Source organism: Serratia sp. JSRIV004 (genome assembly GCF_019968705.1).
GTDB classification, from domain to species: domain Bacteria; phylum Pseudomonadota; class Gammaproteobacteria; order Enterobacterales; family Enterobacteriaceae; genus Chania; species Chania fonticola_B.
Genome location: NZ_CP074140.1, coordinates 3,671,636 through 3,698,094, shown reverse-complemented (window position 1 = coordinate 3,698,094; position 26,459 = coordinate 3,671,636). Strand labels below are relative to the sequence as shown.

Sequence of the window (26,459 nt, the reverse complement as noted above, 5' to 3'; positions counted from 1 at the left end):
CAAAAAGATAAACAACAGATGGGGTGTCTATGGTCTTTTCAAAATTTCGTCGTCAACTGCTGCTGGGTGTGATGGCCGTGGCGCTGACCACCGGCTTGAACGTGAAAACCTACGCGGCCGATAACCTGCTCGATCAGGTCAAGCAGCGCGGTACGCTGATCGTTGGGCTGGAAGGCACCTATCCGCCGTTCAGCTTCCAGGGGGAGGACGGCAAACTGACCGGCTTTGAGGTGGACTTCGCTAATGCACTGGCGGAACATCTGGGGGTGAAGGCCAAGCTCAATCCAACCAAATGGGATGGCATGCTGGCCTCGTTGGAGTCCAAGCGTATCGACGTGGTGATCAACCAGGTCACCATCTCCGATGAGCGTAAGAAAAAGTACGATTTCTCTACCCCATACACCGTTTCCGGTATCCAGGCGCTGGTGAAGAAAGGCAACGAAGGCATTATTACCAAGGCCGACGATCTGAAGGGCAAGAAGGTCGGCGTGGGTCTGGGCACCAACTACGAACAGTGGCTGCGTGACAACGTGCAGGGTGTTGATGTGCGTACCTACGACGATGACCCAACCAAGTATCAGGATCTGCGCGTAGGCCGCATCGATGCCATTTTGGTCGACCGTCTGGCGGCGTTGGATCTGGTGAAGAAAACCGGTGATACGCTGGCCGTCGCTGGCCCGGCATTCTCTCGCCAGGAAGCTGGCGTAGCGGTGCGTAAAAACAATCCGGAACTGCTGGCCGCTATCGATCAGGCGATTGCCGAAATGCAGAAAGACGGGACGTTGGCGAAGATCTCTGAAAAATGGTTTGGCGCGGACGTAACTAAATAATGCAAGAGAGTATTCAACTGGCGCTGGATTCAGCGCCATTTTTATTACGGGGTGCGCTGTTGACCCTCCAGCTCAGTCTGGGTGGCATGGCGCTCGGTTTGATCCTCGGGTTTTTGTTGGCGCTGATGCGCCTTTCGCCGTTATGGCCGATCTCCTGGCTGTCACGCATCTACGTTTCCCTGTTTCGCGGTACGCCGCTGATCGCCCAGCTGTTTATGATCTATTACGGCTTACCGCAGTTTGGCATCGAGTTGGATCCATTCCCGGCGGCATTAATCGGCCTTTCGTTAAACACCGCAGCCTATACCTCGGAAACGCTGCGTGCGGCGATCTCCTCGATCGATAAAGGGCAGTGGGAAGCGGCGGCCAGTATCGGCATGACGCCCTGGCAGACCCTGCGCCGGGTGATCCTGCCGCAGGCGGCTCGCACCGCGCTGCCTCCGCTGGGCAACAGCTTTATCGGTTTGGTCAAAGATACCTCGCTGGCGGCGACCATTCAGGTGCCGGAGCTGTTCCGTCAGGCGCAGTTGATCACTTCACGTACGCTGGAAGTGTTCGCCATGTATCTGGCGGCATCGCTGATCTACTGGGTGATGGCCACCTTGCTTTCCGCGTTGCAGAACCGCCTGGAAGCGCACGTTAACCGTCAGGATCAGGAGTAGCCGATGAGCGCCATCGAAGTCAGACAGTTGGTTAAAAAGTTCAAAGGGCAAACCGTATTACACGGCATCGATCTTGAGGTGAACGCGGGTGAAGTGGTGGCGATTATCGGGCCGAGTGGTTCCGGTAAGACGACCTTGCTACGCAGCATCAACCTGCTGGAGGTGCCGGATTCTGGCACTATCCGTGTCGGTGACATCTTGATCGACAGCGCTCGCCCGCTGAGCAAACAAAAAAATCAGGTACGAGCCCTGCGCCAGCAGGTGGGCTTTGTGTTTCAGAGCTTCAACCTGTTTCCCCACCGTTCGGTGCTGGAAAACATCATCGAAGGACCGGTGATTGTTAAAGGAGAGGCTAAGGCCAGCGCTGAAAAACTGGCGCGTGTCCTGTTGGCAAAAGTGGGGCTGAGCGGTAAAGAGCAGGCCTACCCTAAACGTTTGTCCGGCGGTCAGCAGCAGCGCGTAGCCATTGCCAGGGCGTTAGCGATGCAGCCCGAGGTCATTTTGTTTGATGAACCGACCTCTGCGCTGGATCCTGAACTGGTTGGCGAAGTGCTCAATACCATTCGCGCCTTGGCAGAAGAGAAACGCACCATGGTGATCGTCACCCACGAAATGAGCTTTGCCCGTGACGTGGCCGATCGCGCCATTTTTATGGATCATGGCCGCATTGTCGAGCAGGGGCCCGCGAAGGCGTTGTTCGCCAACCCGCAGCATCAGCGCACCAAGCAGTTTCTGGATAAGTTTCTCAATCAGTGATCTTGTCAGGGGGCAATGCCCCCTTAACCTCGTTATCCTGCCTTTAACAACTCATTACGCGCTGCGGCGGCGAGAAATGCGCTGCGGCTGCCATAGCCCGGATGCTGCTGCACCAGCGCATCAATACGGTTGAGCAGCCTATGGGGCAACGTGATATTGATGCGTTCTGCCCGGCCATCAAACTTGTCCATATTAATATCCACCAGCAACCACTGGCCGCCGTTGAGAGCGTCGTTGTCCTGAGCCAGATGGAAGGACACTGCCTGTGGGCGTGGAATGACCTGATTGTTTTCACTCAATAATTCAAAGTGGGCATCCAGAGCGCTTTTGGCGTCCTGGAAGGTTTGATCGAGACTGACTCCGGCAAAGTAGCAGCCGGGCACATCGGGAAAAAAGCCGCTGGCGCTGCCATCTGGCTCGGCATGTATATAAGCGGGATAAAACATAGTGTTACCTCGTCGTTGCGAAATGGTCTAGGAATTAAGCAACCCTGCATCCTTCATGATTTGCCGCAGCGTTCCCAATTTCACATCCTTATTGGGATGAGGCACGGTGATCACCAACGATGAGTTGGGGTGTTTGAATTGATGGTGGCTGCCTTTGATCCGTTGTAGAACCCAACCATGGCTTTCGAGTCGTTTAATCAGTTCTGAACTTTTCACCTGTTCACTCCCTATGATACACACCATACACATTTATTGGCAAGGAGATGAATACGTTATCGGCTGATTTTTATGCAGGCAATAAAAAACCCCGCGTCAATGCGGGGTTTGCGAAGAGGCTCGCAATAGGGGCAGCCATCTTCATTCTGCAGGGCCTCTTTGGATGTTCGTGGTGCTACCAGCTACTCAGCAGAACCTATTAATGAAAGGCGGAAGAGAATTCGCAGACCACTTCCTTCACGCTGCTAATTTCACTAATGCCGCCTGCGGCACCAGACACCGTGATCACGCCATATTGGTGATCTCCGTCTAACATACCTGTCTTGATGATGCCCACTTCGCTCTCGCCGCGTCCGGCGCGGATACTCTCGGTGGCGATGACGCGAATATCTCCCGCCGGGGTATTAATTTCGAGCAACTCCTCAGACCGAACGTCGACAATCGCTTGTTTGGTATTGAGGCTGGCAGGGGATTCAAATGTGGTGATAAAGCGTGTGCCGACATAGATCCCGGCAGCTCCCATTGCCATGGCGGCCTTTGCGGTTTTCAGGTTATAGATACCTCCGGCGGCAATCACCGGGATTTTGACCACATCGGTGACCTGGGGCAGCAGGACCAGGGTGCTGATACGGTGTTCACTCAGGTGTCCCCCTGCCTCATGACCGGTGACAATGATCGCATCTACCCCGATGTTTTCCGCCATGATGGAGTTTTCGACCGTCGGTGAGATTTCGCGGTGAATAACGATAACTCCGGCCTCTTTCAGCCTGCGGATGTACGCTTCACCTTGGGTAATATCCTTACCACTGGTTATGACGATGTTAATTTTTTCCTGCAGGATGACCTCCAGTAATGGCTCGGCGTATTTATAACTGATATCGACTCCTTCGATGGGCAGGAGGTAATTAACGGCAAAGGGTTTATCCGTTAAGCTTCTGGTTTTCCTTATTTCCTGGCGGAAAGCCTCTACGGTCGCCACTATTCCGCCGTTGGCAACCTGGCGTCCGGCATTCGGGCCTAGTACTCCCAGCCCCCCGGCGTTGGATACCGCAGCGGCCAGTTCGGCTGAGTTCAGCCATACCATGGAGGCCTGGATAACCGGTGTTTCGATCGCCAATAAACGCTGTAATTTCATGATCCCATTCCTTAGTAAAGTACTGCGCAGGACGACCCTTACAGATTATGTAATGATCGTTATTTAATGACCATACGCGCAGAGTGGCGATGATGCAATCATATTTTGTAATGATCGTTATTTTAAATGGCGCGATGGTATATACTGGGGCAATATTTTATAGTGATCGTTACATAAATGGTGTCGCCAAGGCCCAGGAGCCCTATACATGAGAAAGGACCTACCGGAGCGGCCTGCACGTGGCAGGCCTAAAAAACTCGATCGCGATGATGTGCTTGAGAAGGCTATGGGCTTGTTCTGGCGCTTTGGCTATGAACCTACGTCGATGGCTCAACTGATTGAGGAAACAGGAACCAAACCCTCTTCGCTATATGCTGAGTTTGGCAACAAGGAAGGCCTATTTTGTGCTGCGGTGGATAAGTATCTGGCTACTTACGGCCACGCCAGAGATGTGATCCTTGAACAGGACGATCTCCCTTTGCCACAGGTGATTGAGCAGTTGCTGCGTACCTGCGTTGATTGGTTTACCGACTCGGAGACTCCCGCCGGCTGCTTTATGGTTGTTGCCACTTTTGGGATGTCTGCTGAGGATGAGGCGTTATTTAACCAGCTTAGCCAGCCACGAAATTCCGCAGAGAGAAAAATTGTCGAGTGCCTGGAGCTGCGTGTCCGCCAGGGAGAACTGCCGGAAAACACCAACTGTGCTCTGCTGGGTAAGTACATTGCCAATGTCATTCAGGGCATGTCTGTGCAAGCCCGCAATGGCGCAACCCGAGAAGAGCTCTCCGGGTTGGTGGATATCTTTATGGATCAATGGCAAGCGATTTCCACATCCTGTCGGTTTTAGCTATCTCATACTCCAGACAATAAAAAAACCCCGCGTTGCTGCGGGGTTGGTGGTGTTACTCGATTTGGCGATTAACCGATCGTCATCAAGCTGGCGTTACCCCCGGCGGCGGCGGTGTTGACGCTTAATGAACGTTCGATCAACAGGCGTTCCAACAGGATATTGGTTTCACCGCGGGCAAAGCCCTGCACCGAGACAATAGCACCGCTACGTTGAGCAATCTGCTCACACAGCGTGCGCAGCTGATCGGCGTCGCCGTGATAGATGGCCGCATCAAACTCGACATTATCCTGCGCCCAATCCTTGGTGAAACCGATCCGTGCCTGTACGGCGGCTGGCAAGCTGCGATACAGCGTACGCTGCAATTCCGCCTCCGGCCACAGCGCCTGGCTGCCAACCGCCAGCACGGCAGCCAACTGGTTCAGCGCATCGGCGTTGTTGTCCGCCAGGCACAGCACGCGTTCACGTGGCAGCAGGGCGTAAGTGTTGCGTTCCCCGGTTGGGCCTGGCAGCGGACGTACGGTGCCACCCTGGCCCAGTTCGGCGTATTGTTGCGCCAGGACGGCCAACTCGCGATGGTTCTCCGCCACGGCCCATTGTTCCAAGGCCTGATGCGGCACAAGCAGCGTAGGGCGTACGGTGGCTTCCAGAGGACGCTCGTTATCCTGGCGATTCAGCGTGCGCTGCACGGCATCCTGTGGACGACTGGCCAGCAGGCGGTACAGATAGAGCGGGCCACCGGCTTTCGGCCCGGTGCCAGACAGGCCTTCGCCGCCAAACGGTTGCACGCCTACCACTGCACCCACCATATTGCGGTTGACATACAGGTTACCGACCTTGGCATGATCGGTGACTCTGGCGATGGTTTCATCGATACGCGTATGGATACCCAGCGTCAGACCATAGCCTGAAGCATTGATCTGATCGACCAACGCGCCCAGATTGGCACGCTGGAAGCGAACGACGTGCAGCACCGGGCCAAAGATCTCTTTTTGCAGCTCGTCAAAGCTTTCCAGTTCGATCAGCGTTGGCTTCACAAAGGTGCCGCGAGCCCACTCTTTCTCATCATCTCCCAGGCTTTTGGCCGCCTGATAAACCTTGCGGCCTTTGGCCCGCATGGCCTGGATATGGCGTTCAATGCCGGTTTTGGCTTCGGCGTCGATCACCGGGCCAATGTCAGTAGACAGGCGTTCTGGATTACCCATCCGGCATTCTGCCATCGCCCCGCGCAGCATTTTCAGGGTGTGTTCTGCCACGTCTTCCTGCACACACAGGATGCGCAGGGCAGAGCAACGCTGTCCGGCACTGTCGAAGGCAGAGGCCACAACGTCGGTCACCACCTGTTCGGTCAGGGCAGAAGAGTCGACGATCATCGCGTTCAAACCACCGGTTTCGGCAATCAACGGGGTTGGGCGGCCTTGAGGGTCCAGACGGCCTGCGATATTGCGTTGCAGAATGCCCGCAACGTCGGTAGAGCCGGTGAACATCACGCCGCGTACGCGGGCATCATTGACCAATAGGGAACCTACGGTTTCACCCTGGCCAGGCAACAGTTGCAGAACGCCCTGAGGAATGCCAGCCTCAAGCAGGATACGCACCGCCTGAGCGGCGACCAACGGCGTCTGTTCCGCCGGTTTTGCCAGCACGCTGTTACCGGCAGCAAGGGCGGCGGCAACCTGGCCGGTGAAGATGGCCAGCGGGAAGTTCCACGGGCTGATGCAGACTACCGGGCCTAACGGACGATGGCTGTCGTTGGCGAAGTCGTCACGCACTTGGCCAGCATAGTAATGCAGAAAATCTACCGCCTCACGGACTTCTGAGATGGCGTTATTGAAGGTTTTACCCGCTTCGCGCACCAGGATCCCCAGCAGGCTTTGCAGTTGGCTTTCCATCAGCTCTGCCGCGCGTTCTAAAATGGCGGCACGTTCGGAAGGTGGGGTGGCAAACCAGATCGGCCCGGCTGCGACGGCAGAGTCTAATGCACGGCTGACTTCACCTTCGGTGGCCTCACGCACATAGCCGACAATATCACCCGGTTCGGCTGGGTTGATCACCGGTTGTTCAACTCCTTGATCCAACGGAGCATCGATCATCGGCTCAGCACGCCATTGCTGGCTTGCGCTGGTGAGCAGGGCGCTGGACAGCGAAGCCAGCCGCTGTTCGTTGGCGAGATCCAGACCGCTGGAGTTAACGCGTTTTTCACCATATAGCTCACGCGGCAACGGAATACGCGGATGTGGCAAACCTATGCGGCCTTCGCTAGCCGCCATGGCCTCGACCGCGCTGACCGGATCGGCCACCAGTTCATCGAGCGGCAGGGTGGCATCGGCGATACGGTTAACGAATGAGGTATTGGCCCCGTTTTCCAACAGACGGCGTACCAGATAGGCCAGCAGCGTTTCGTGCGTGCCGACTGGCGCATAAATACGGCAAGGGCGGTTCAGCTTGCCGTCGGCCACTTTGCCTACCACCTGTTCGTACAGCGGTTCGCCCATGCCGTGCAGACACTGGAATTCGTACTGGCCCGGATAGTAGTTATTGCCTGCCAGATGATAGATGGCGCTCAGCGTGTGGGCGTTGTGGGTAGCAAACTGCGGATAAATCAGGTTCGGCACCGCCAGCAGCTTGCGGGCGCAGGCCAGATAGGAAACGTCGGTATACACTTTGCGGGTATACACCGGGTAGCCTTCCAGGCCATCCATCTGGGCGCGCTTGATTTCGCTGTCCCAGTAAGCGCCTTTAACCAGGCGGATCATCAGGCGACGACGGCTGCGGCTGGCCATGTCGATCACCGCATCAATGGCAAACGGGCAGCGCTTCTGGTAAGCCTGAATAACAAAGCCGATGCCGTTCCAACCGGCCAACTGTGGCTCAAAGCACAGCTTTTCCAGCAGATCGAGGGAGATCTCCAGGCGATCGGCCTCTTCGGCGTCGATATTGATGCCGATATCGTATTGGCGTGCCTGCAACGTCAGCGACAGCAAGCGTGGATACAGCTCTTCCATCACGCGATCGTACTGGGCGCGGCTGTAACGTGGGTGCAGCGCTGAAAGTTTGATCGAGATGCCTGGGCCTTCATAGATGCCACGGCCATTGGAGGCTTTGCCGATAGCGTGGATGGCTTGCTGATAGGAAACCAGGTAAGCCTGGGCATCGGCTTCGGTCAGTGCGGCTTCACCCAGCATGTCGTAAGAGTAACGGAAACCTTTGTCTTCCAGCTTGCGCGCGTTGGCCAGCGCTTCGGCGATGGTTTCACCAGTCACAAACTGCTCGCCCATCAGGCGCATCGCCATGTCGACCCCTTTGCGGATCAACGGCTCGCCGCGCTTACCGATGATGCGGTTCAGGGCGCTGGAGAGATTGGCTTCATTATGGGTAGAGACCAGCTTGCCGGTAAACAGCAGGCCCCAGGTTGCGGCGTTGACGAACAGCGAAGGGCTGCGGCCAAGGTGGGAGTGCCAGTTGCCGTTGCTGATTTTGTCGCGGATTAACGCATCACGCGTTGGCTTGTCTGGAATACGCAGCAGCGCTTCGGCCAGGCACATCAGAGCCACCCCTTCCTGAGAAGAGAGTGAGAACTCCTGCAGCAACCCTTGCACCATACCGGCACGGCCGTTGGCACTCTTCTGGTTACGCAGTTTTTCGGCAATGCCATAGGCCAGTTTATGGGTGGCCTGTGCCAGATCGGCGGGTAAACGCGCCTGTTCCAGCAGCATCGGCACAGCTTCAGTTTCCGGGCGGCGGTAGGCAGCGGTAATAGCTGCGCGAGTGACGGATTGCGGCAGGATCTGTTCGGCAAACTCAAGGAAGGGTTGATGAGACTCTTCAGGCACCTGCGGCGTGACGTCATCCGCTTCTGCCTGGCCGGCAGCGGCCAGCGTAGGAATTTCTGGCAGATCGGAACCACTCTCCAGACGTTCAAGATAATTGAAAATAGCCTGCTTGATTAACCAGTGTGGCGTGCGGTCAATCCGTTGCGCCGCGCTCTTGATGCGATCGCGGGTTGCTTCATCGAGCTTCACGCCCATTGTGGTAGTGCCCATGCCAATACAACTCCTGTGTTTGGACCCCCTCCCAATCTGCCAGATTAGGGGGCGAACCATCGTGTAATGAGGTTATTGATGCCGACAATATCCTGCATGTTGCAACTTTGTGCAACCTTGTTAAATATGCGCCGTGGCGAAGTGTGACTTCCATCGATTTTTAACATCTTGAGCGCTACGGATTATGGGCAGATAAGTCAGGGGCGTGGTGTGAGACTAGCTTATTTCCCTGTGTCAATCAGGGTTAAGTAAGAGGTGCAACTCGTTTCGGCTGTGACGAGTGCAACCTTGACAGCGAATAAATGTGACCTGGCGTGAGTTTCGTGTGACTTTTTTGTTAAATCTCTTGTTGGTTGTTGACTGCCTCAACTAGGATAGCCAGCGTTCAGACCATGATGGGTATAAACGCTGTTTATCCGCCACCATCGCAATGCGCCCCGTTCCGGCGCGTGGCGGGTGAAATTACTGACATAAAAATACCCGATAACTTTCAAGAGGCTGCTAACATACGGCGGCTTGAAAGGGAGAAGGGAATAAAAAGTGGAGAGTTTGAAATAATGAACACACCTATGCTGGTGACCTTCGTGGTCTACATCCTTGGGATGGTGGTGATCGGCCTGCTGGCCTATCGGGCCACCAACAACTTTGACGACTACATTCTGGGTGGCCGCAGCCTGGGCAGCGTGGTAACCGCGCTCTCTGCCGGGGCATCCGATATGAGCGGCTGGCTGCTGATGGGCTTACCGGGCGCGATTTTCCTCTCCGGGATTTCTGAGAGCTGGATCGCCATCGGGCTGACCATCGGTGCCTACCTGAACTGGAAACTGGTGGCAGGACGGTTACGCGTCCATACCGAAGCCAACAACAACGCCTTGACGCTGCCGGATTATTTCACCAGCCGTTTTGAAGATAACAGCAAACTGCTGCGGGTGATTTCCGCCATCGTGATCCTGGTGTTCTTCACCATCTATTGTGCTTCCGGCATTGTGGCCGGTGCGCGCCTGTTTGAAAGCACCTTCGGTATGACCTACGCCACCGCGCTGTGGGCCGGGGCGGCCGCCACTATCCTGTATACCTTTATTGGCGGGTTTCTGGCGGTCAGTTGGACCGATACCGTGCAGGCCAGCCTGATGATTTTTGCGCTGATCCTCACTCCGGTGATTGTGATCTTCGCCGTGGGCGGCATCGACAGTTCGATGTTGGTGATCGCGGCTAAAAACCCGGCCAATCTGGATATGATGAAAGGGCTGAATCTGGTAGCGATCCTGTCGTTGCTGGGCTGGGGTCTGGGCTACTTTGGGCAGCCGCATATTCTGGCGCGCTTTATGGCGGCGGACTCCCACCGCACCATCCGTAGCGCTCGCCGCATCAGTATGACCTGGATGATCCTCTGCCTGGCGGGGACCATTGCGGTTGGCTTCTTCGGCATTGCTTACTTTGCCAATAACCCGGATCAAGCGGGCAATGTGACGCAAAACGGCGAGCGGGTGTTTATCGAACTGGCCATGTTGCTGTTTAACCCATGGATTGCCGGGATCCTGCTGTCGGCCATTCTGGCGGCGGTAATGAGCACCTTGAGCTGTCAGCTGCTGGTTTGTTCGAGTGCGATCACCGAAGACCTGTACAAAGCCTTCTTGCGCAAAGGGGCCAGCCAGCGTGAGCTGGTGTGGGTAGGGCGTGCGATGGTGCTGGTGGTAGCGCTGGTGGCGATTGCCCTGGCGGCTAACCCGGAGAACCGCGTGCTGGGTCTGGTAAGCTATGCCTGGGCCGGTTTTGGTGCCGCATTTGGCCCGGTGGTGCTGATCTCGGTACTGTGGTCGCGTATGACCCGTAACGGCGCACTGGCCGGTATGCTGGTTGGGGCGATCACCGTGATCGTCTGGAAGCAGTACGCCTGGCTGGATCTGTATGAAATCATTCCAGGCTTTGTGTTTGGCTGTATCGCCATCGTGGTGGTTAGCCTGATGGGCCGCCAGCCTTCGGCAACTATCACCAAACGTTTTGATCTGGCAGAAGCCGAGTTCAAAACGGTCTAAATCCGCCTTAATCTCTCCCCGTCAATCGGGGAGAGATCTGCTTTCCTCCTCACGACTCTCATCAAGCTGTAACAACTAGCGACATTTGATTAATAAAAATCACACTTCCGCCTCTTGTTTTTCTTTTCAGTAGAATGATAATCACTATCGTTCTGGTTTACTTTTCTTTACATTGCCGCAGCCTGGTTACTCAGCGCCAGCGGCTGACTACAAACGCCTTTTCAGGGGTTAATATTCTATGTTTGTTCCTTTCCTTATCATGTTCCGTGAGGGGCTGGAGGCTGCGCTGATCGTCAGTTTGATCGCCAGCTATCTGAAGCGGACTCAACGCGGTCAATGGCTTGGTGTGGTATGGATTGGGGTAATCGTCGCCGTTGCTCTGTGCCTGGCGCTAGGTATCTTCATCAATGAAACCACCGGCGAGTTTCCGCAAAAACAGCAAGAGCTGTTCGAAGGGCTGGTAGCGGTGGTGGCGGTGTGCATCCTGACCTATATGGTGTTCTGGATGCGCAAGGTTTCCCGCTCGGTGAAGGTGCATCTTGAAGGGGCGATCGATAACGCCCTCAATTCGAGTAAAAGGCAAGGGTGGGCGTTGGTGGCGATGGTGTTTTTTGCCGTTGCCCGTGAGGGGCTGGAGTCGGTGTTCTTTCTGTTGGCTGCGTTTCAGCAGGATGTGGGCATTGCCGCGCCCATCGGTGCGATGCTCGGGCTGGCGTGCGCCATCGTGGTGGGCATGCTGATCTATTGGGGCGGTATCAAACTGCACCTGGCCAAGTTCTTCAAATGGACCAGCCTGTTTATTCTGTTCGTGGCTGCGGGCCTGGCCGCCGGGGCGATCCGTGCCTTTCACGAGGCTGGATTGTGGAACCACTTCCAGGACATCGCGTTCGATCTCAGCAACCAGCTATCCACGCATTCACTGCTGGGCACCCTGTTAGAGGGAGTGTTCGGCTATCAGGAAGCGCCATCGGTCAGCGAAGTGGCGGTCTATTTCCTGTATCTGATCCCTGCTCTGATTTTCTTTTTCCTGCCGCAGCGTACGGAATCCTCTGCGATCCCGGCGCAACGCAAGACACATCACTAATTTACTAGGGAATCCCGTATGTCTACTCCGTTATTTCGCCGCAAGGCATTGCATGCCGCATTACTGGCCGTTCCTGCTTTCGCGCTGAGCCTCAACGCGCTGGCGGCGGATATCCCTCGAGTTTTGGTGACCGTAAACGACAAACAGTGTGAGCCGATGCAGTTGACCCTGCCCGCCGGTAAAACCCAGTTTGTGGTGCATAACACCAGCCAGAAGAACCTGGAGTGGGAAATCCTCAAAGGCGTGATGGTGGTGGAAGAGCGTGAAAATATCGCGCCAGGTTTCACCCAGAAAATGACGGCAAACCTCGAGCCGGGTGAATACGACATGACCTGTGGGCTGTTGAGCAACCCGAAAGGCAAGCTTGTCGTCACGGCTGCGGGTGCGGTAGCTGATGGCAAACCGAATGTGATGGATCTGGTTGGCCCGATTGCCGAATATAAAGTCTATGTCACCAAGGAAGTTGAAGGGCTGGTCAAGCAGACCAAGCTGTTCACCGATGCGATCAAAGCCGGTGATGTGGCCCAGGCCCGCAAGCTTTATGCGCCAACCCGTCAGCACTACGAGCGTATCGAACCGATTGCCGAGCTGTTCTCCGATCTGGACGGCAGCATCGACGCCCGTGAAGACGACTATGAGAAAAAAGCCGAAGATCCGAAATTCACCGGCTTCCACCGTCTGGAGAAAGCGCTGTTTGCCGATAACACCACCAAGGGCATGAATGAGTATGCCGATGGTCTGTACAAAGACACGCTGGAATTGCAAAAACGCATCGGTGAACTGACCTTCCCGCCAAGTAAAGTGGTGGGTGGCGCTGCTGGCCTGATTGAAGAAGTGGCGGCCAGCAAGATCAGCGGTGAAGAGGATCGCTACAGCCGTACCGACCTGTGGGATTTCCAGGCCAACGTTGATGGCGCCCAGAAGATTGTCAACCTGTTGCGTCCGCTGTTGGAAAAGGCCAACCAGCCACTGCTGGCCAAGATCGACGCCAACTTTAAAACCGTCGACATCATCCTGGCTAAATACAAGACCGCAGAGGGTTACGAGTCTTACGAGAAGCTGACCACCGCGGATCGTAATGCGATGAAAGGGCCGATCACTACGCTGGCAGAAGACCTGTCACAGCTGCGTGGCGTGCTGGGTCTGGATTAAGGCTGAGCATGATGAACAACAAGACCGGCCCGCATAACGGGCCGTTTCCTCAAGATGAGCAGGCCGCTTCGCCATCGCGTAGGCGGTTGTTGCAGGGTTTGGGCATGATGGGCGGTGCTCTGGCGTTGGCGGGGCCATCCCTGGCGCGGGCAGCAGAAGAGCCACTGGCTACCTCGCAGGACGAACGCTGGCAAAAACAACCGTTCTACGGCCAGCACCAAGCCGGTATTTTGACGCCGCAGCAAGCGGCCATGATGCTGGTGGCTTTCGACGTGTTGGCGACCAACAAGCAGGATCTTGAACGGCTATTTCGCCTGTTGACCAGCCGTATCGCTTTCCTCACCAGCGGCGGTAAGGCTCCGGAGGTCGATCCCAAGCTGCCACCGTTGGATTCGGGCATTATGGGGCCAGAGATCTACCCCGATAATCTGACCATCACCGTTTCCGTTGGCACCTCGCTGTTTGATGAGCGCTTTGGCTTACAGGCGCAGAAACCGCTGCACCTGCAAACCATGACGCGTTTCCCCAACGATTCACTTGATGCTGCCCTGTGTCATGGTGACCTGGTGCTGCAAATCTGTGCCAATACCAATGAAACGGTGATCCACGCGCTGCGCGATATCATCAAGCATTCGCCAGACTTGCTCAGCGTGCGCTGGAAGCGGGAAGGTTTTATCTCGGCTCACTCGGCCCGCAGCCGGGGCAAAGAGACGCCGATTAACCTGCTGGGCTTCAAAGACGGCACCGCCAACCCAAAAACCAGCGATAAGCCGTTGATGGATCAGGTGGTGTGGGTCGGTGATAAGGCGGGGGAACCTGCCTGGGCCGTTGGCGGTAGCTATCAGGCCGCGCGTATTATTCGTTTCCACGTCGAATTTTGGGATCGGACGCCGTTGCAGGAGCAGCAAACCATCTTTGGCCGTGAAAAACACAGCGGTGCGCCGTTGGGGATGAAGCACGAGCATGATGAACCGGACTATGCCAAAGACCCGGAAGGTAAGCTGATCCGCATGGATGCCCATATTCGGCTGGCCAACCCGCGCACACCGCAAACCCAGAGCAGCCTGATGCTGCGCCGTGGCTACAGTTATTCGTTGGGCGTTTCCAATTCGGGGCAACTGGAGATGGGCCTGCTGTTTGTCTGTTACCAGGCTGACTTGGAGCAGGGTTTCCTGACGGTGCAGAAACGCTTGAACGGTGAAGCGCTGGAGGAATACGTTAAACCTATCGGTGGCGGCTATTTCTTTGTGCTACCGGGCGTCAAGACGAGTGGCGATTATTTGGCCAGCGGCTTGCTGCAGGCTTGAACAGCTAAGTTTTTCAGCATAACAGAGAAGCGCAGCGCAAAGGTTGCGCTTTTTTATATGCTCAATTTTTAATCCGGAAACCTAAATGTTATTCACCGGGATTAAAATCAATACATTGATATTTAACGATAAAATAATTTAATGCCAAGTCGTTTTCGCTTTGATATAGTGGTGTTGCAGCGGGTTAAAACAAAAAATAATAATTTTTTTACATTTTAGCAACGCGGCGCGGTTGAATGTCATTATACTGTAATCATCTGGCGGTAGTTTTCACACGGTGCACAGCTTAGTGCTGTAAATATCACTGCGGGGATCGCTAATGGTAAAGTCCTTGGTTGGGCTACAAACAACAAATAACATACCTTCCCTGATTTCTCGTTGTAACGAGGGCTCTCTCTACGACTCTCAATTTCTGACCGACTCTTGGCTTTCCTTTCGCATTAATCCGGCTGACACACACTCCTGTTTTGTACCAACCTCGTTGTTCTGTGAAAAAGAGCCGCGCCTTTTGGCGGCTAGGTGTTTACGTCATTCTATGGCTTTAAAGGGGGCCACAACCTAATACGTGTGTAACATAATCGCTCGGTGTTTGCTGCCCTGCGGTAGGTGAAACAAACTGTAAGGTGCCACTATGGGAAGACAGAAAGCAGTGATCAAAGCACGTCGTGAAGCCAAACGCGTCATTCGTCGTGACGCTCGTAGTCATCGCCAGCGTGAAGAAGAAAGCGTGACCTCGCTGGTACAAATGGGTGGTGTGGAATCTATCGGCATGGCACGTGACAGCCGGGATACTTCTACCATCGAGGCTAGAACCGAAGCTCAAGGTCATTACTTATCAGCCATAGAAAACAAGCTGTTGATATTTGCCACTGGTGAGGCAGGTTGCGGTAAAACCTTCATCAGTGCTGCCAAGGCAGCTGAAGCCCTGATACATAAAGAGGTGGATCGGATTATCGTCACTCGTCCGGTTCTGCAGGCGGATGAAGATCTCGGCTTTTTGCCGGGGGATATCTCTGAGAAGTTCGCCCCTTATTTCCGGCCGGTGTATGACATTCTGCTACGCCGTTTAGGATCGTCGTTCTTGCAATACTGCCTGCGCCCGGAAATTGGCAAGGTAGAGATCGCGCCTTTCGCCTATATGCGCGGGCGTACCTTCGAAAATGCGGTAGTCATCCTGGACGAGGCCCAGAACGTGACGGCCAGCCAGATGAAGATGTTTTTGACCCGCCTGGGTGAGAACGTCACGGTGATCGTGAACGGCGATATTACCCAGTGCGATTTGCCACGCGGTGTGAAATCCGGCCTTAGCGACGCGCTGGAGCGCTTCGAAGAGGACGAGATGGTCGGCATTATTCGTTTCGACAAACAGGACTGTGTGCGCTCTGCCTTGTGCCAACGCACGCTTAATGCTTACGATTAATTTGTCTGATAGTTTTCCAAAGGCCACTTCGGTGGCCTTCAGATTGCTAACTAACCCCACTGTTTAGGTGGGGTTCTTCTTTTTTAGCGACCTGTACCCATGGTGTTGTTTCGCATCCGCGAAGCTTTCTGTTGTTATTGGGTGGTCGAAAATTGATCAAAATCACAAAAATGGTTAAATTATAGGCACTGATTGTTAATTTTATGTGAGCTATTGCTTTACAGTAACTCTTGTTGGTAAGAGGTCTAATAATAAGGTTGCAACGAGCCGATAAGGAATGACGATGAAAATAAATGCGGAGCAAAAAAAGACACAAATATCGAGTTCACATCGACTGATTGGATTAGCATGTTTGTGCGGTTATTTCAGATGGCACGATTTCATTCAGGACAAAGTTTGAGATTTTGCAATTAGCTGGTGTGAAAAAAGTTTACCTATCACAAGAAAGTGCCTTTGATTGGCTAAGGTTTAGAGGGCAACCTTTTTTTTACAGTAATGATACTAAAGAGGTTTACTTGTCTGTGTTAAGGTCAAAGTTATTTTATGAGTAATCTAACGGGAGGAGGTTGTTATGAATAAGGAATATATCACATTGACCGCGCTTTTTTTGGGACAGGGGCTTACTGGTTCTATAATTTCGTTGCTGACGCTAACCTCTACATTGGCTGGTAATATGCTGTCGCCCGTAAGCTATTTAACAACGCTACCGGTGACTGCTACTGTTCTGGGGGCTGCGCTAATGGTCTACTATGCGTCATTCTTAATGAGCAGGTATGGGAGAAGAACCGCATTTGCTATTGGTAGTTTAATTGGGTTGGCTGGGAGTATATTAGCTATAGCGGCTATTTTTTATCACTCCTTCGCGTTGTTTGTATTTTCTACATTCATTATTGGCGGCGCGACAGTATTTAATCAATATTACCGGTTTGCGGCTGCTGAAGTATTTGACAGTGAAAGTATGAAAAAACGATGCACTTCGTTTATCATTGGTGGCGGTATACTTGGGGGCGTGTTAGGGCCATTTCTTGCAACTCAAGGTGCATACCAGTTTAGTAATCATGTTTTTCTTGGAACGTTTTTAATATCAGCTTCCGTATTTGTATTAACGCTGCTGACGCAAATGTTTATAATTTTGCCAAAATCAGAGATGGTTGTTAAAGGAAAGAGCTCAAGCGACTCTGATACAGGGAGTAATCTCTATCGTCATACGATTAGATCTAATGATTTTATCATTGGGACGCTAAGTTGTGCGTTAGGTTTCGCTGTAATGACATTATTAATGAACTCTGCACCGTTAGCCATGCATCACGCTCATTTTGATATAAATCAAAGTGCTGTTGTTTTACAGTGGCATTTTTTTGCCATGTATGCACCGGCATTACTATTGCCGTTTATTTTGAGTAAGTTAAGCACGTTTAATTTAATTGCGTTAGGGGCTTTGTTATTTCTGGTGGGTGTTTTAGTTGCACTCTGTCTTGATGCGTCAATGGGTTACTTGATTTCGCTGATTGCCGTTGGTATTGGCTGGAGTTTTATGTTCAGCGGTGGCACATTTTTAATTAATAGATGCTCGCTACCGGAAGTAAAGCATAAGGTACAGGGACTAAATTCATCAATGACGTATTTATGTAATCTCGTTGCTTCTTTCTCTGTTGGTATGTTTATGATTAATGAACGTGGGTGGTGGGTTGTTAATGCCATGTCTGGCCTGATTATGATTATCTTCCTTATTTACCTGATGAAGGGGAGGATGATTAAAAAACAATGAAAACGGGATGAGGCGAGGTCTTATTGATGGTTTATCTGGTAGCTTGAGTTTGAGAAAACGGCGCTAACAATAGATAAACCGAAATTTAAGGGGAAGAATCGCCAGCTTCTCGTCTCAATTTTTCTGGGGATCCCTCAACCCTGTGAGTGGGGGCGGTCTCGATGACCAGAGCAAGACGTCGACCTCCATTTTTCCCTAGCGTAAATCCCATTCTCGTTTAAGCTTTGTGTAAGTTTTTGTGGCTTTTTGTATAGAATTTTGGTTTCAATAACGTTAATTATTGGTGTCTTGCGGCCGTTAAACCAATCTTAACGGAGCTAAAGGAATCGTTGGGTTGTGTGCTGTGCTTGCATACTGATGGTTGTATTTTGGGGCTCTGAAGTTATCATGAAATATATCATTCTTATCTTATTGATTTTGTGCGTTATTTACATTCATTATCGTGGCCGTGTTCGCTATCCCTTTTGGCGTCAGCTTTCCGACCATTCCACCTTTACCGCCCCGCTGAACGTGTTTATGTACCTGTTCTCACGGGTGCCGACCACGCCTTACCTGCAACCGGAGCAGTTCCCCGATCTCATTATCCTGCGTGACAACTGGCAGACCATTCGGGAAGAAGGGCAGCAACTGATGGAGATCCAGCAAATCAAGGCGTCGGATAAATTTAACGACGCCGGATTCAACTCCTTCTTCAAAACCGGCTGGAAGCGCTTTTACCTGAAGTGGTATGAGGATAACCATCCTTCGGCAATGGCGTTATGCCCGCAAACCACTGCGCTGTTGCGTAGCCTGCCTTCGGTGAAGGCCGCGATGTTTGCCGAATTACCCCATGGCAGCCGCTTGCCACGCCACCGCGACCCTTATGCCGGTTCGTTGCGTTATCACCTGGGGTTGATCACCCCGAATGACGACCGCTGCTTTATCGAAGTGGATGGCGAACGCTACAGTTGGCGCGATGGTGAAGGGGTGATGTTCGATGAAACCTATCTGCACTATGCCGAAAACCAGAGCGGGGAAAACCGCCTGATCCTATTTTGCGACATCGAGCGGCCGATGCGTTACCGTTGGGCGCAGGCGGTGAATCACTGGTTGGGACGTAATTTGATGAGTGCTGCGACAGCACCGAATGAAGAGGGCGATCGTACCGGCGGCGTCAATCGGCTGTTCAAATATATCTATGCCGTGCGTAAGGTTGGCAAGCGATTAAAAGCCTGGAACAAGACGGGCTATTACATTATCAAATGGCTGCTGTTTGGCGGGATTGCAGCACTGATTTTCTTTGCACTATAAATAGAACGGGGCGCAAATAATGCGCCCCGTTGATGTTTTGTAACCACCCGCTATCAGGCAAATATCGTCATCATATAAGCGGCAAACAGTGCCAGGTGCGCGGTGCCGTTTAACACGTTGGTTCTGCCGGTAGAGAACGAGATATGGCACAAGATCAACACCGTCAGCATCACTACCATATGCGGTGCTTGCAGGCCGAAGATTAGCGTCTGGCCAGTCAGGGTGGCAATAATCGTTACCGCTGGCACCGTCAGTGAAATGGTCGCCAGCACCGAGCCGAAGAACAGGTTCATGGCGCGCTGCACCTGATTGTTCAACACCGCGCGCAGAGCACCCAGCCCTTCCGGGGACAGGATCAGCAACGCAACCAGGAAACCGGTGAACTGGGTTGGTGCGTTCAGCTTGGTAAGCAAGCCTTCAAGCGGGTTGGCGTTGAATTTGGTTACGGCAATGACCGCGACCAGGTGCACGATCAACCAGGCGGCATGCCACAGGCTGCTGTGCGACGAGGGTTTACCGTGGTGCGGGTCGCCATCGTCATCTTCGTGTTCATAAACAAACAGGCTCTGGTGGGTTTTGGTCTGGATCAGCAGGAACACGCCGTACATTGCCGCCGAGATGGCCGCAACCAGCAGTGACTGGCCCACGCTGAAGTTGCCACCAGGCAAGGCGCTTGGCAACACCAGCACGATCACCGCCAGTGGGAGGATCGCCATCAGGTATTGTTTGATACCGCCAAGGTTAACGTACTGGGTAGCAAACTTGCGCCCGCCGAGCAGCAGGGCAACCCCAACCAATCCGGCAGTGACAATCATGATAATTGAATACAGTGTGTCACGCATCAGGGCCGGGGCCGCGTCGCCGGTTGCCATCAGTGCCGAAATCAGGCTCACTTCCAGGATCACTACCGACAGGCTGAGGATCAGCGAGCCGTAGGGTTCGCCCAGGCGGTGGGCCAGGACGTCTGCATGGCGTACCACGCTGAAAGCACTGCTGAGGATACCGACCAGGGCAATAATGTTGATGGCCACAATCAGTGGGAAACTGCTGGTACCGCTCCACAGGTTGAGCACAACCAACGCGGCGATAGGGAAAATCAGGGAATACTCTGTGTGGCGAGATTTGGATCGGCCAGGATCGTTGTGCGACTTCATTACGGTACATCTCCTTCTCAAACTGCGTGGCCCGTCATCGCTGTTCACCTGCAGATAGGGTCAGCGTATCCAGAAAGTTGTTAATAATAATAGGATACACTCTGCGCATGACGCCGAGTAATAATGTGATGTTGTGTTTGGTTTTTAGAAAGCAAAACTTTGCTTTATGTGATAAGAGTAACAAAAAAACCGCATACGATGCGGTTTTTTTTACTTACTTTTACGTAAAAATCCAGGTGTTCTATGTTAAACGCCTATAAAAGGGTTTTAACTGGCATTTTTCACGGTAAATAAGGCAGATAATGGCGTTCAGGAGTCAATGTTATCCATGATATCGTGCCTTTTCTGGTGGTAACCCTCTTCATTTAGCCCTTCACGCCAGTAAGGTACGGCATAAAGCTGATTACGCTCACATTGGCGCTCCCGGCGCAGGTAACGACGCAGTTCGACCACCAGGCGGTCCTCACCTGCCAGCCAGTACTGGGTGCCGCTTTGCGACAGTGGCAAGGCGCAGAATTGCGTGATGAGATCGGCCGTTTTCTCCGTGCCGCCAATGATCCAGCTTAGTTCTACACCGGCAGGTTTTTGCAGATCGATAACGTCCGCAGGGGTATCGACGCGGATAAACGCGTGGCCTTCGCTATGTGCTGGCAAGTTTTCCAGCAGTGCGGCGATGGCCGGTAATGAAGAAGGATCGCCAGCCAGGCAGTAGAAGTCGGCCGCTGGCAACATTGGTTTGGGGCCGCCAGGGTTGCTGATACCAATTTTATCCCCCGGCTTGGCCTGGCGTGCAAAGTTCACCGCTGGCCCGCTATGGTCGTGCAGGGCAAACTCAATATCAATTTCACCCTGTTGCGGGCGGACGGCTCGAATAGAGTAGGTGCGAATTAGCGGGCGCACGGCATCGGCGGCCCACACCGGGCCCTTCTCGGTGAGCGTGGGCAGGTCTGGCTGGGTTTGGCCTACGAGCGGTAAGAACACCTTGATATGTGCGGCGGCGGCTTCAGCAGGGTAAAAACGCAGGTCTGGCGCGCTGAAGGTGATACGGCGCAGGTGCGGCGTGATGTCGCGTAAACGGGCAACTTCGATCAAATAGGGTGCGCGGCTGCGAGGGGTTTCGGTTGTCACGGGGTTCTCCTTTATCATTCTGCAGGCAGTATATCATGCCATTTGATAATGAGAATTGTTTGCTGATTGGCGTGGCACATCAGGCCAAGCGGCGTGATCCGCCCGGATTGTATTTTTTTACGGTTAAAACGCTGAGCTCTGTTAACAAAACGCAGGGGAAGAGTAAAGTTTTACGTCTATAATTATTATTGCTTCTGGGTACAAATACTTTTTCACATTAAATATGCCTGGAAACTTGATTGAAAGGTCAGAAAAGAATATGGTCATTAATGCATCGGGGCGGTGGAAATAAATACGCCCCGAATCCCAAAAAAGAAATTGCATACACAGTGGCGAAGGGTTTAGGGCAATCCTATTCCCAGGAGGTTGTATTAGGTGTTAACTCGAGATTTTCTGCAAAAAGCAGACTGCAAAACGGCATTCGGCACGATCGAAGAGTCGCTGTTGCTGACGCCGGAACAGCGCTCGGCCTCACTGACATGTACACTCTCCAGGCGGCCGGATAATAGCCCAGTATGGGTTTTCGGCTATGGTTCACTGATGTGGAACCCGGTATTTGAATCCGAAGAGGTGCGCCCGGCGACGCTGCAAGGCTGGCATCGGGCATTTTGCCTGCGTTTGACCGCCGGACGGGGCACGCTGCATCAGCCAGGGCGCATGCTTGCTCTACAGGAAGGGGGGCAAACCACCGGTCTGGCCTTCCGCCTGCCGGAAGATAAGCTACGTGAAGAGCTGGAACTCCTGTGGAAGCGTGAGATGATCACCGGTTGCTATCTGCCAACCTGGTGTGACCTGACGCTGGAAGACGGCAGCATCGTCACCGCCTTGGTGTTTGTGATGAACCCGCAGCATCCGCTATTTGAAGCGGATACCAGCCATCAGGTGATCGCTCCGCTGATCGCCAGCGCCAGCGGCCCGTTGGGCACCAATGCGCAGTATCTGTTTGCCTTGGACAACGAGCTGAAAAATCACGGCATGAAGGATGACTGCATCGGCGATCTGGTCGGCTATGTCCGCCAGTGGCTGCAACAGAACACCTCGGGGCCAATAGGTGGCGAAGCCACGGCCTAACCTTCAGTTACCGTCGGGGCGTGGTATTGCGCGCCCCCAAATGCTTCAACAACCTTCGCGTTGATATATCTTATCCCTCTAGGTAATAACTTTTTGCTGCATAAATCATTTAGCCACAATATCAAGGTGGTTATTTATCTCATTAATTTTAAAGCCATTTAAAATCTAAAGAAAAGCGGTGGTGAATTTTTAATGATAAAAAATGCACTTAGCATTAAAAGCTATAAGTAAAGACTATTCCTTATTTGTTCTGTTTGCCCAGACTCCGTATCAATATTGTTAACGGTTTTGGGGAGAGAAGAGGACGGAATGAATTTTCAGCAATTAAAAATTATCCGTGAGTCAGCGCGTTGCAACTACAACCTGACTGACGTCGCGAATGCGTTATTTACCTCACAGTCTGGGGTTAGCCGTCATATTCGCGAGCTGGAAGAGGAACTGGGGATTGAGATATTTATCCGCCGTGGCAAACGGTTATTAGGCATGACCGAACCGGGCAAAGAGCTGTTGGTGGTCGCGGAACGCATCCTCAATGATGCCAATAATATCCGCCGTCTGGCCGATGTGTTCAGCAGTAAAGACGCGGGCCAACTCCATATTGCCACCACCCATACCCAGGCCCGCTACAGCCTACCGGGGGTGATTAAGGAGTTTCGGGCGCTGTATCCGCAGGTACGCGTGGTGCTTAATCAGGGGAGCCCGGAGGAGATTGCCGCTATGCTGGCCTGCGGCGAAGCGGATATCGGCATCGCCAGTGAACGCCTGATGAGCGAAGAGTCATTGGCTGCTTTTCCCTATTACCGCTGGAACCATGCGATCCTGGTTCCGGAAGGCCACGAGTTGACACGCCAGCCGCTGGTCACGTTAGAAATGCTCAGTACGTTACCGTTGATTACCTACCGGCAGGGGATCACCGGGCGCTCACGGCTGGATGCGGCATTCAAAGCCGCAGGGCTGACGCCGGATATCGCGTTAAGTGCCCAGGATTCTGACGTCATCAAAACCTATGTTGAGTTGGGGCTGGGTGTGGGCATTCTGGCGGATATGTCGTTTGAAAAAGAGCGCGATCGAGGGCTGGTGAGCCTCAATGCCGAACATTTGTTTGAGCCTAATACCGTCTGGTTGGGCCTGAAACGCGGTCAGTTACAACGTAACTATACCTGGCAGTTTATCCAGCTATGTAATCCCACCTTGTCGCTCACGGACATTAAAGAGAAAGTGTTCTCCGATCAGTTGGAACAGGTTATCGACTATCAGATCTGAAGTTGTATTGCGCTGGAATGGTGCAAAACGCGCCATATCACTGTGCAATAGTGAGGGGTGGATTACAGATCGCACGGCAATAACACTCTAAAATCTGTAGCTTGGCAAAGTGGCATACAAGCTGCTTTATCTTTAACGCGGAAACGTTGACTATCCGCGACGAATTTCAACAGGCGTCCGTGCAGCACGTTTGCCCCAATGGTGGAATGTGCTGTTCGGACGTCTTTTTTATCGCGGGTAATACCCTCTGGTTGAAATCCTCGATTACAGCTTTTTCCGATGGCTTCTTTTTGCCGATCGCTTACCCTATGGCTTCAGGTTGCATTATGCTGTGCGGCAGGTTTTTTCTTCCTGCCGGAACGGTAGTGTCAACGAGGTAAGTTTGCCATGCGGCAAGGAAGACGAAGGGCAAACGTGGTTATGACCAAGGTTATTCAGCAAAAGATGTCACAGTTGTTATCCAGCACGCGCTTACTCGGGTTATTAGCTCTACCGGTGATAATGTTTAACGCCCAGGCGGAAGCTCCCCCGGCAGTGGCTGGCGTGGCTGATGCCCAGGCTGAGGCACCCGCTGCAGTAAAAAGTGAAGCTGAGGTTACGGTGGAAGCACCCTCGGTTGGGACGAGCGTGATTGACGATCTGGCTAAAGCGCCACCGACTGCAACAGTAGAAACCCAGACGGTAGTACCAAAGGCGGCGGTAGCAGAAGCTCAGACAGTAGCGCCTCCAGCAGAAACCCAGGTTATTGCTCCACCGGCGGTGGCAAATGCGGCTGATATCGCGGCTAAAGTGCCTGCGGCCGTGACCCCGGTAGAAAAGCCTGCGGCTGTGGTCAGTGAGGTCAAGGCGCAAGCATCCCCGGCGCAAGAACTGCCGGATCTGGGCAGCGCTGGCGTCAACGATGCCGAAAAAGAAAAAGAGTGGGCTACGCGGGCGAAAAAGCTGGCAGAGCAGAATCTTAACCAGATATCCAGCGAGCGGGCGCGCGCCGATACCAAAGATTACCTGACCAACCAGGCCAGCTCGGTCTTACAGCAGGAGACCGAGGAGCTGCTTTCGCCACTTGGCACCGCTAAATTGTCGCTTGCTGTCACACCTGAAGGGGATTTTACCGGCAGCAGCGGTCAGTTGTTCAGCCCGCTCTATGACGTGGATGGTTTGTTGACCTACAGCCAGGTGGGTTATCTGCAAAAGGCTAACGGTTCACAGGGTAATTTTGGTCTGGGGCAGCGCTGGGTGGTGGGGGATTGGCTGCTGGGCTACAACTCCGTACTCGACAGTGATTTCCAGAATCAGCGCAACCGCGGCAGCATCGGTGCAGAAGCCTGGGGTGACTATCTACGCTTATCGGCCAACTATTACCACCCGCTATCATCATTTTCACCACAGGCAAATAATGCCGTCTTTCTCGGCCGTCCGGCGCGTGGCTACGACATTACCACTCAAGGTTATCTGCCGTTTTACCACCAGCTTGGGGCCTCGCTCAGCTTTGAACAGTATCGCGGCGCCAGCGTCGATCTGCTAGGCAATGGCAACAAACAAACCGATCCTAGCGCTATGCAGGTGGGGCTCAACTATACGCCGGTCCCGTTGGTCACGGTCAAAGCCTTACACAAACTGGATAATGTGGGCGAAACCCAGGACAAGGTCGAGCTGGCCATGACCTACCGCCTTGGGGTGCCGCTGCTCAAACAGATTTCTCCGTACTACGTAGAACAGGCCAAATCATTGCGCGGTAGCCGCTATGACAGCATTGAACGTAATAATGTGCCGGTGCTGGAGTTCCGTGAAAGCAAAACGTTGCAGGTGTTTCTGGCGACGCCGTCATGGAGCCTGAATCCAGGGGAAACGCTGCCGCTGGTGCTGGAAATCAAGGCGGCCAATAAGATCGCTGCGGTCAACTGGCAAGGGGACACTCAAGCAGTCAGCCTGACGCCACCGGCGAATATCAACGATCCGCAGGGGTGGACCTTGACGGTGCCCGCGTGGGATGAGACGCCAGGGGCCAGTAATCACTACCAACTGTCCGTCACCCTTGAGGATGAAAAGCAGCAGAAAGCCACCTCGAACTGGATCACGCTACAGGTTACCGCTCCCCTGAGCTTGTCTATTGAAGGGGAGCCTGGGTTACCACCGCCGCAAACCCTGCAGCCACCGGCAATCCCGGCGGTTACCGGGCCGTTGCACCCAGAGGGTAACTAATCCTTCTTATTACCCAACACCCAAACGGCGGCTTCTACGCGGGACTTCAGTTTCATCTTCTTCAGCAGGTGTTTCACGTGCACCTTGACGGTACTCTCGGTGATCATCAGTTTACGGGCGATCAGCTTGTTTGGCAGCCCCTGCGCGATCAGCTTGAGGATGTCGCGCTCGCGCGGGGTTAACTGCTGGATGTCGCGTTCTACCGCCGGGCGGTTTTCCCTCAGGCTGGCCGCCAGCACTGGAGTCAATGCTTCGCTCAGTACCATTTGCCCTGCCGCCGCCTGATGCAGCGCCTTGAGCAGTTCCTCTGGTTCCATATCTTTCAATAGATAGCCATCTGCACCGCGTTTCAGCGCGCTTACTACATCGTCTTCATGGTTGGAGACGCTAAACACCACCACGCGGCCGGAAAGGGCGGTTTGGCGTAGGCGATCCAGGGTTGCCAGGCCGTTCAGTCCGGGCATATTCAGATCCAACAGGATCAGGTCGGGATCGTGCGTCTCCGCCAGTTCCACCCCTTGTTCGCCATTGCTGGCTTCGGCGATGACTTGCAGCCGCGGATCCATGCTAATCAACTGCTTGACGCCGTTACGCAGCATGGGGTGATCGTCAATCAGCAGTATGGTGGCAGCTTCTTCGGTCGTCATAG

At 53.5% G+C, this 26,459-nt stretch carries 21 protein-coding genes; 14 read left to right on the top strand and 7 right to left on the bottom strand.

Annotation, left to right across the window (positions count from 1 at the left end; genetic code table 11):
- Positions 1–29 precede the first annotated feature (29 nt).
- Genes tcyJ through tcyN form a run of 3 tightly spaced genes read left to right on the top strand, consistent with a single transcriptional unit; the run spans position 30 to position 2,248 of the window.
- Positions 30–830 (top strand): cystine ABC transporter substrate-binding protein, encoded by an 801-nt coding sequence (gene tcyJ, locus KGP21_RS17765; RefSeq protein WP_021180971.1) that lies wholly within the window; start codon positions 30–32, stop codon positions 828–830.
- Complete coding sequence (gene tcyL / locus KGP21_RS17760) at positions 830–1,492, top strand: cystine ABC transporter permease (protein ID WP_021180972.1); 663 nt, start codon at positions 830–832, stop codon at positions 1,490–1,492. Before tcyJ ends, tcyL begins: the two co-directional genes overlap by 1 nt.
- A 3-nt stretch (positions 1,493–1,495) precedes the next feature.
- Positions 1,496–2,248, top strand: a complete 753-nt coding sequence (gene tcyN / locus KGP21_RS17755; RefSeq protein ID WP_021805696.1) for an L-cystine ABC transporter ATP-binding protein TcyN — start codon at positions 1,496–1,498, stop codon at positions 2,246–2,248.
- A gap of 32 nt (positions 2,249–2,280) precedes the next feature.
- Here the strand turns inward: tcyN and KGP21_RS17750 are convergent, their stop codons facing one another.
- From KGP21_RS17750 to KGP21_RS17740, 3 genes are all read right to left on the bottom strand, one after another.
- Complete coding sequence (locus KGP21_RS17750) at positions 2,281–2,694, bottom strand: type II toxin-antitoxin system HicB family antitoxin (RefSeq protein ID WP_021805695.1); 414 nt, start codon at positions 2,692–2,694, stop codon at positions 2,281–2,283.
- Positions 2,695–2,721: 27 nt separating this feature from the next.
- Positions 2,722–2,910 (bottom strand): type II toxin-antitoxin system HicA family toxin, encoded by a 189-nt coding sequence (locus tag KGP21_RS17745; RefSeq protein ID WP_021805694.1) that lies wholly within the window; start codon positions 2,908–2,910, stop codon positions 2,722–2,724.
- A gap of 199 nt (positions 2,911–3,109) precedes the next feature.
- Positions 3,110–4,045, bottom strand: coding sequence for a nitronate monooxygenase family protein (locus KGP21_RS17740; RefSeq protein WP_021805693.1), 936 nt, complete (start codon positions 4,043–4,045; stop codon positions 3,110–3,112).
- A 208-nt stretch (positions 4,046–4,253) separates the two neighbouring features.
- On the opposite strand from KGP21_RS17740, the gene KGP21_RS17735 reads away from it, so the two are divergent.
- The gene (locus tag KGP21_RS17735) at positions 4,254–4,892 is read left to right on the top strand and encodes a TetR/AcrR family transcriptional regulator (RefSeq protein ID WP_021805692.1); all 639 of its coding nucleotides are present in this window, start codon (positions 4,254–4,256) and stop codon (positions 4,890–4,892) included.
- Between the two features lie 71 nt (positions 4,893–4,963).
- Here the strand turns inward: KGP21_RS17735 and putA are convergent, their stop codons facing one another.
- Entirely contained in the window at positions 4,964–8,935 is a 3,972-nt protein-coding gene (putA, locus tag KGP21_RS17730) for a trifunctional transcriptional regulator/proline dehydrogenase/L-glutamate gamma-semialdehyde dehydrogenase (protein ID WP_094983053.1), read from the bottom strand.
- A gap of 557 nt (positions 8,936–9,492) precedes the next feature.
- On the opposite strand from putA, the gene putP reads away from it, so the two are divergent.
- The 7 genes from putP (at position 9,493) to lpxO (ending at position 18,992) form a co-directional block, all read left to right on the top strand.
- Complete coding sequence (gene putP, locus KGP21_RS17725; protein WP_094983052.1) at positions 9,493–10,971, top strand: sodium/proline symporter PutP; 1,479 nt, start codon at positions 9,493–9,495, stop codon at positions 10,969–10,971.
- A gap of 238 nt (positions 10,972–11,209) precedes the next feature.
- The gene (gene efeU / locus KGP21_RS17720) at positions 11,210–12,055 is read left to right on the top strand and encodes an iron uptake transporter permease EfeU (protein ID WP_037375394.1); all 846 of its coding nucleotides are present in this window, start codon (positions 11,210–11,212) and stop codon (positions 12,053–12,055) included.
- An 18-nt stretch (positions 12,056–12,073) separates the two neighbouring features.
- Complete coding sequence (gene efeO, locus KGP21_RS17715) at positions 12,074–13,207, top strand: iron uptake system protein EfeO (protein ID WP_223535915.1); 1,134 nt, start codon at positions 12,074–12,076, stop codon at positions 13,205–13,207.
- 11 nt (positions 13,208–13,218) lie between these two features.
- Positions 13,219–14,514: an iron uptake transporter deferrochelatase/peroxidase subunit gene (gene efeB / locus KGP21_RS17710; protein ID WP_209555255.1), complete on the top strand. Its 1,296-nt coding sequence runs from the start codon at positions 13,219–13,221 to the stop codon at positions 14,512–14,514.
- Between the two features lie 631 nt (positions 14,515–15,145).
- Positions 15,146–15,934 (top strand): phosphate starvation-inducible protein PhoH, encoded by a 789-nt coding sequence (gene phoH, locus KGP21_RS17705; RefSeq protein ID WP_021180979.1) that lies wholly within the window; start codon positions 15,146–15,148, stop codon positions 15,932–15,934.
- A gap of 571 nt (positions 15,935–16,505) precedes the next feature.
- The gene (locus tag KGP21_RS17700; protein ID WP_094983050.1) at positions 16,506–17,702 is read left to right on the top strand and encodes an MFS transporter; all 1,197 of its coding nucleotides are present in this window, start codon (positions 16,506–16,508) and stop codon (positions 17,700–17,702) included.
- A gap of 387 nt (positions 17,703–18,089) precedes the next feature.
- Complete coding sequence (lpxO, locus tag KGP21_RS17695; RefSeq protein WP_021180981.1) at positions 18,090–18,992, top strand: lipid A hydroxylase LpxO; 903 nt, start codon at positions 18,090–18,092, stop codon at positions 18,990–18,992.
- A 53-nt stretch (positions 18,993–19,045) separates the two neighbouring features.
- On the opposite strand, the gene chaA is transcribed toward lpxO, so the two are convergent.
- Both chaA and KGP21_RS17685 read right to left on the bottom strand, forming a co-directional pair.
- Positions 19,046–20,146 (bottom strand): sodium-potassium/proton antiporter ChaA, encoded by a 1,101-nt coding sequence (gene chaA, locus KGP21_RS17690; RefSeq protein ID WP_021180982.1) that lies wholly within the window; start codon positions 20,144–20,146, stop codon positions 19,046–19,048.
- A gap of 309 nt (positions 20,147–20,455) precedes the next feature.
- Positions 20,456–21,274 carry a siderophore-interacting protein gene (locus tag KGP21_RS17685; protein WP_021805684.1) on the bottom strand — a complete coding sequence of 273 codons (819 nt, stop codon included), beginning with the start codon at positions 21,272–21,274 and terminating at the stop codon, positions 20,456–20,458.
- A gap of 375 nt (positions 21,275–21,649) precedes the next feature.
- On the opposite strand from KGP21_RS17685, the gene KGP21_RS17680 reads away from it, so the two are divergent.
- From KGP21_RS17680 to KGP21_RS17670, 3 genes are all read left to right on the top strand, one after another.
- Complete coding sequence (locus KGP21_RS17680) at positions 21,650–22,345, top strand: gamma-glutamylcyclotransferase (protein WP_021805682.1); 696 nt, start codon at positions 21,650–21,652, stop codon at positions 22,343–22,345.
- 309 nt (positions 22,346–22,654) lie between these two features.
- Positions 22,655–23,608 (top strand): HTH-type transcriptional regulator Cbl, encoded by a 954-nt coding sequence (gene cbl / locus KGP21_RS17675; RefSeq protein WP_223535911.1) that lies wholly within the window; start codon positions 22,655–22,657, stop codon positions 23,606–23,608.
- Between the two features lie 420 nt (positions 23,609–24,028).
- Positions 24,029–25,810 carry a YchO/YchP family invasin gene (locus KGP21_RS17670; RefSeq protein WP_223535909.1) on the top strand — a complete coding sequence of 594 codons (1,782 nt, stop codon included), beginning with the start codon at positions 24,029–24,031 and terminating at the stop codon, positions 25,808–25,810.
- Here the strand turns inward: KGP21_RS17670 and narL are convergent.
- Positions 25,807–26,457, bottom strand: coding sequence for a two-component system response regulator NarL (narL, locus tag KGP21_RS17665; RefSeq protein ID WP_021805679.1), 651 nt, complete (start codon positions 26,455–26,457; stop codon positions 25,807–25,809). The two genes, KGP21_RS17670 and narL, sit on opposite strands and share 4 nt — an antisense overlap.
- Between the last annotated feature and the right edge of the window lie 2 nt (positions 26,458–26,459).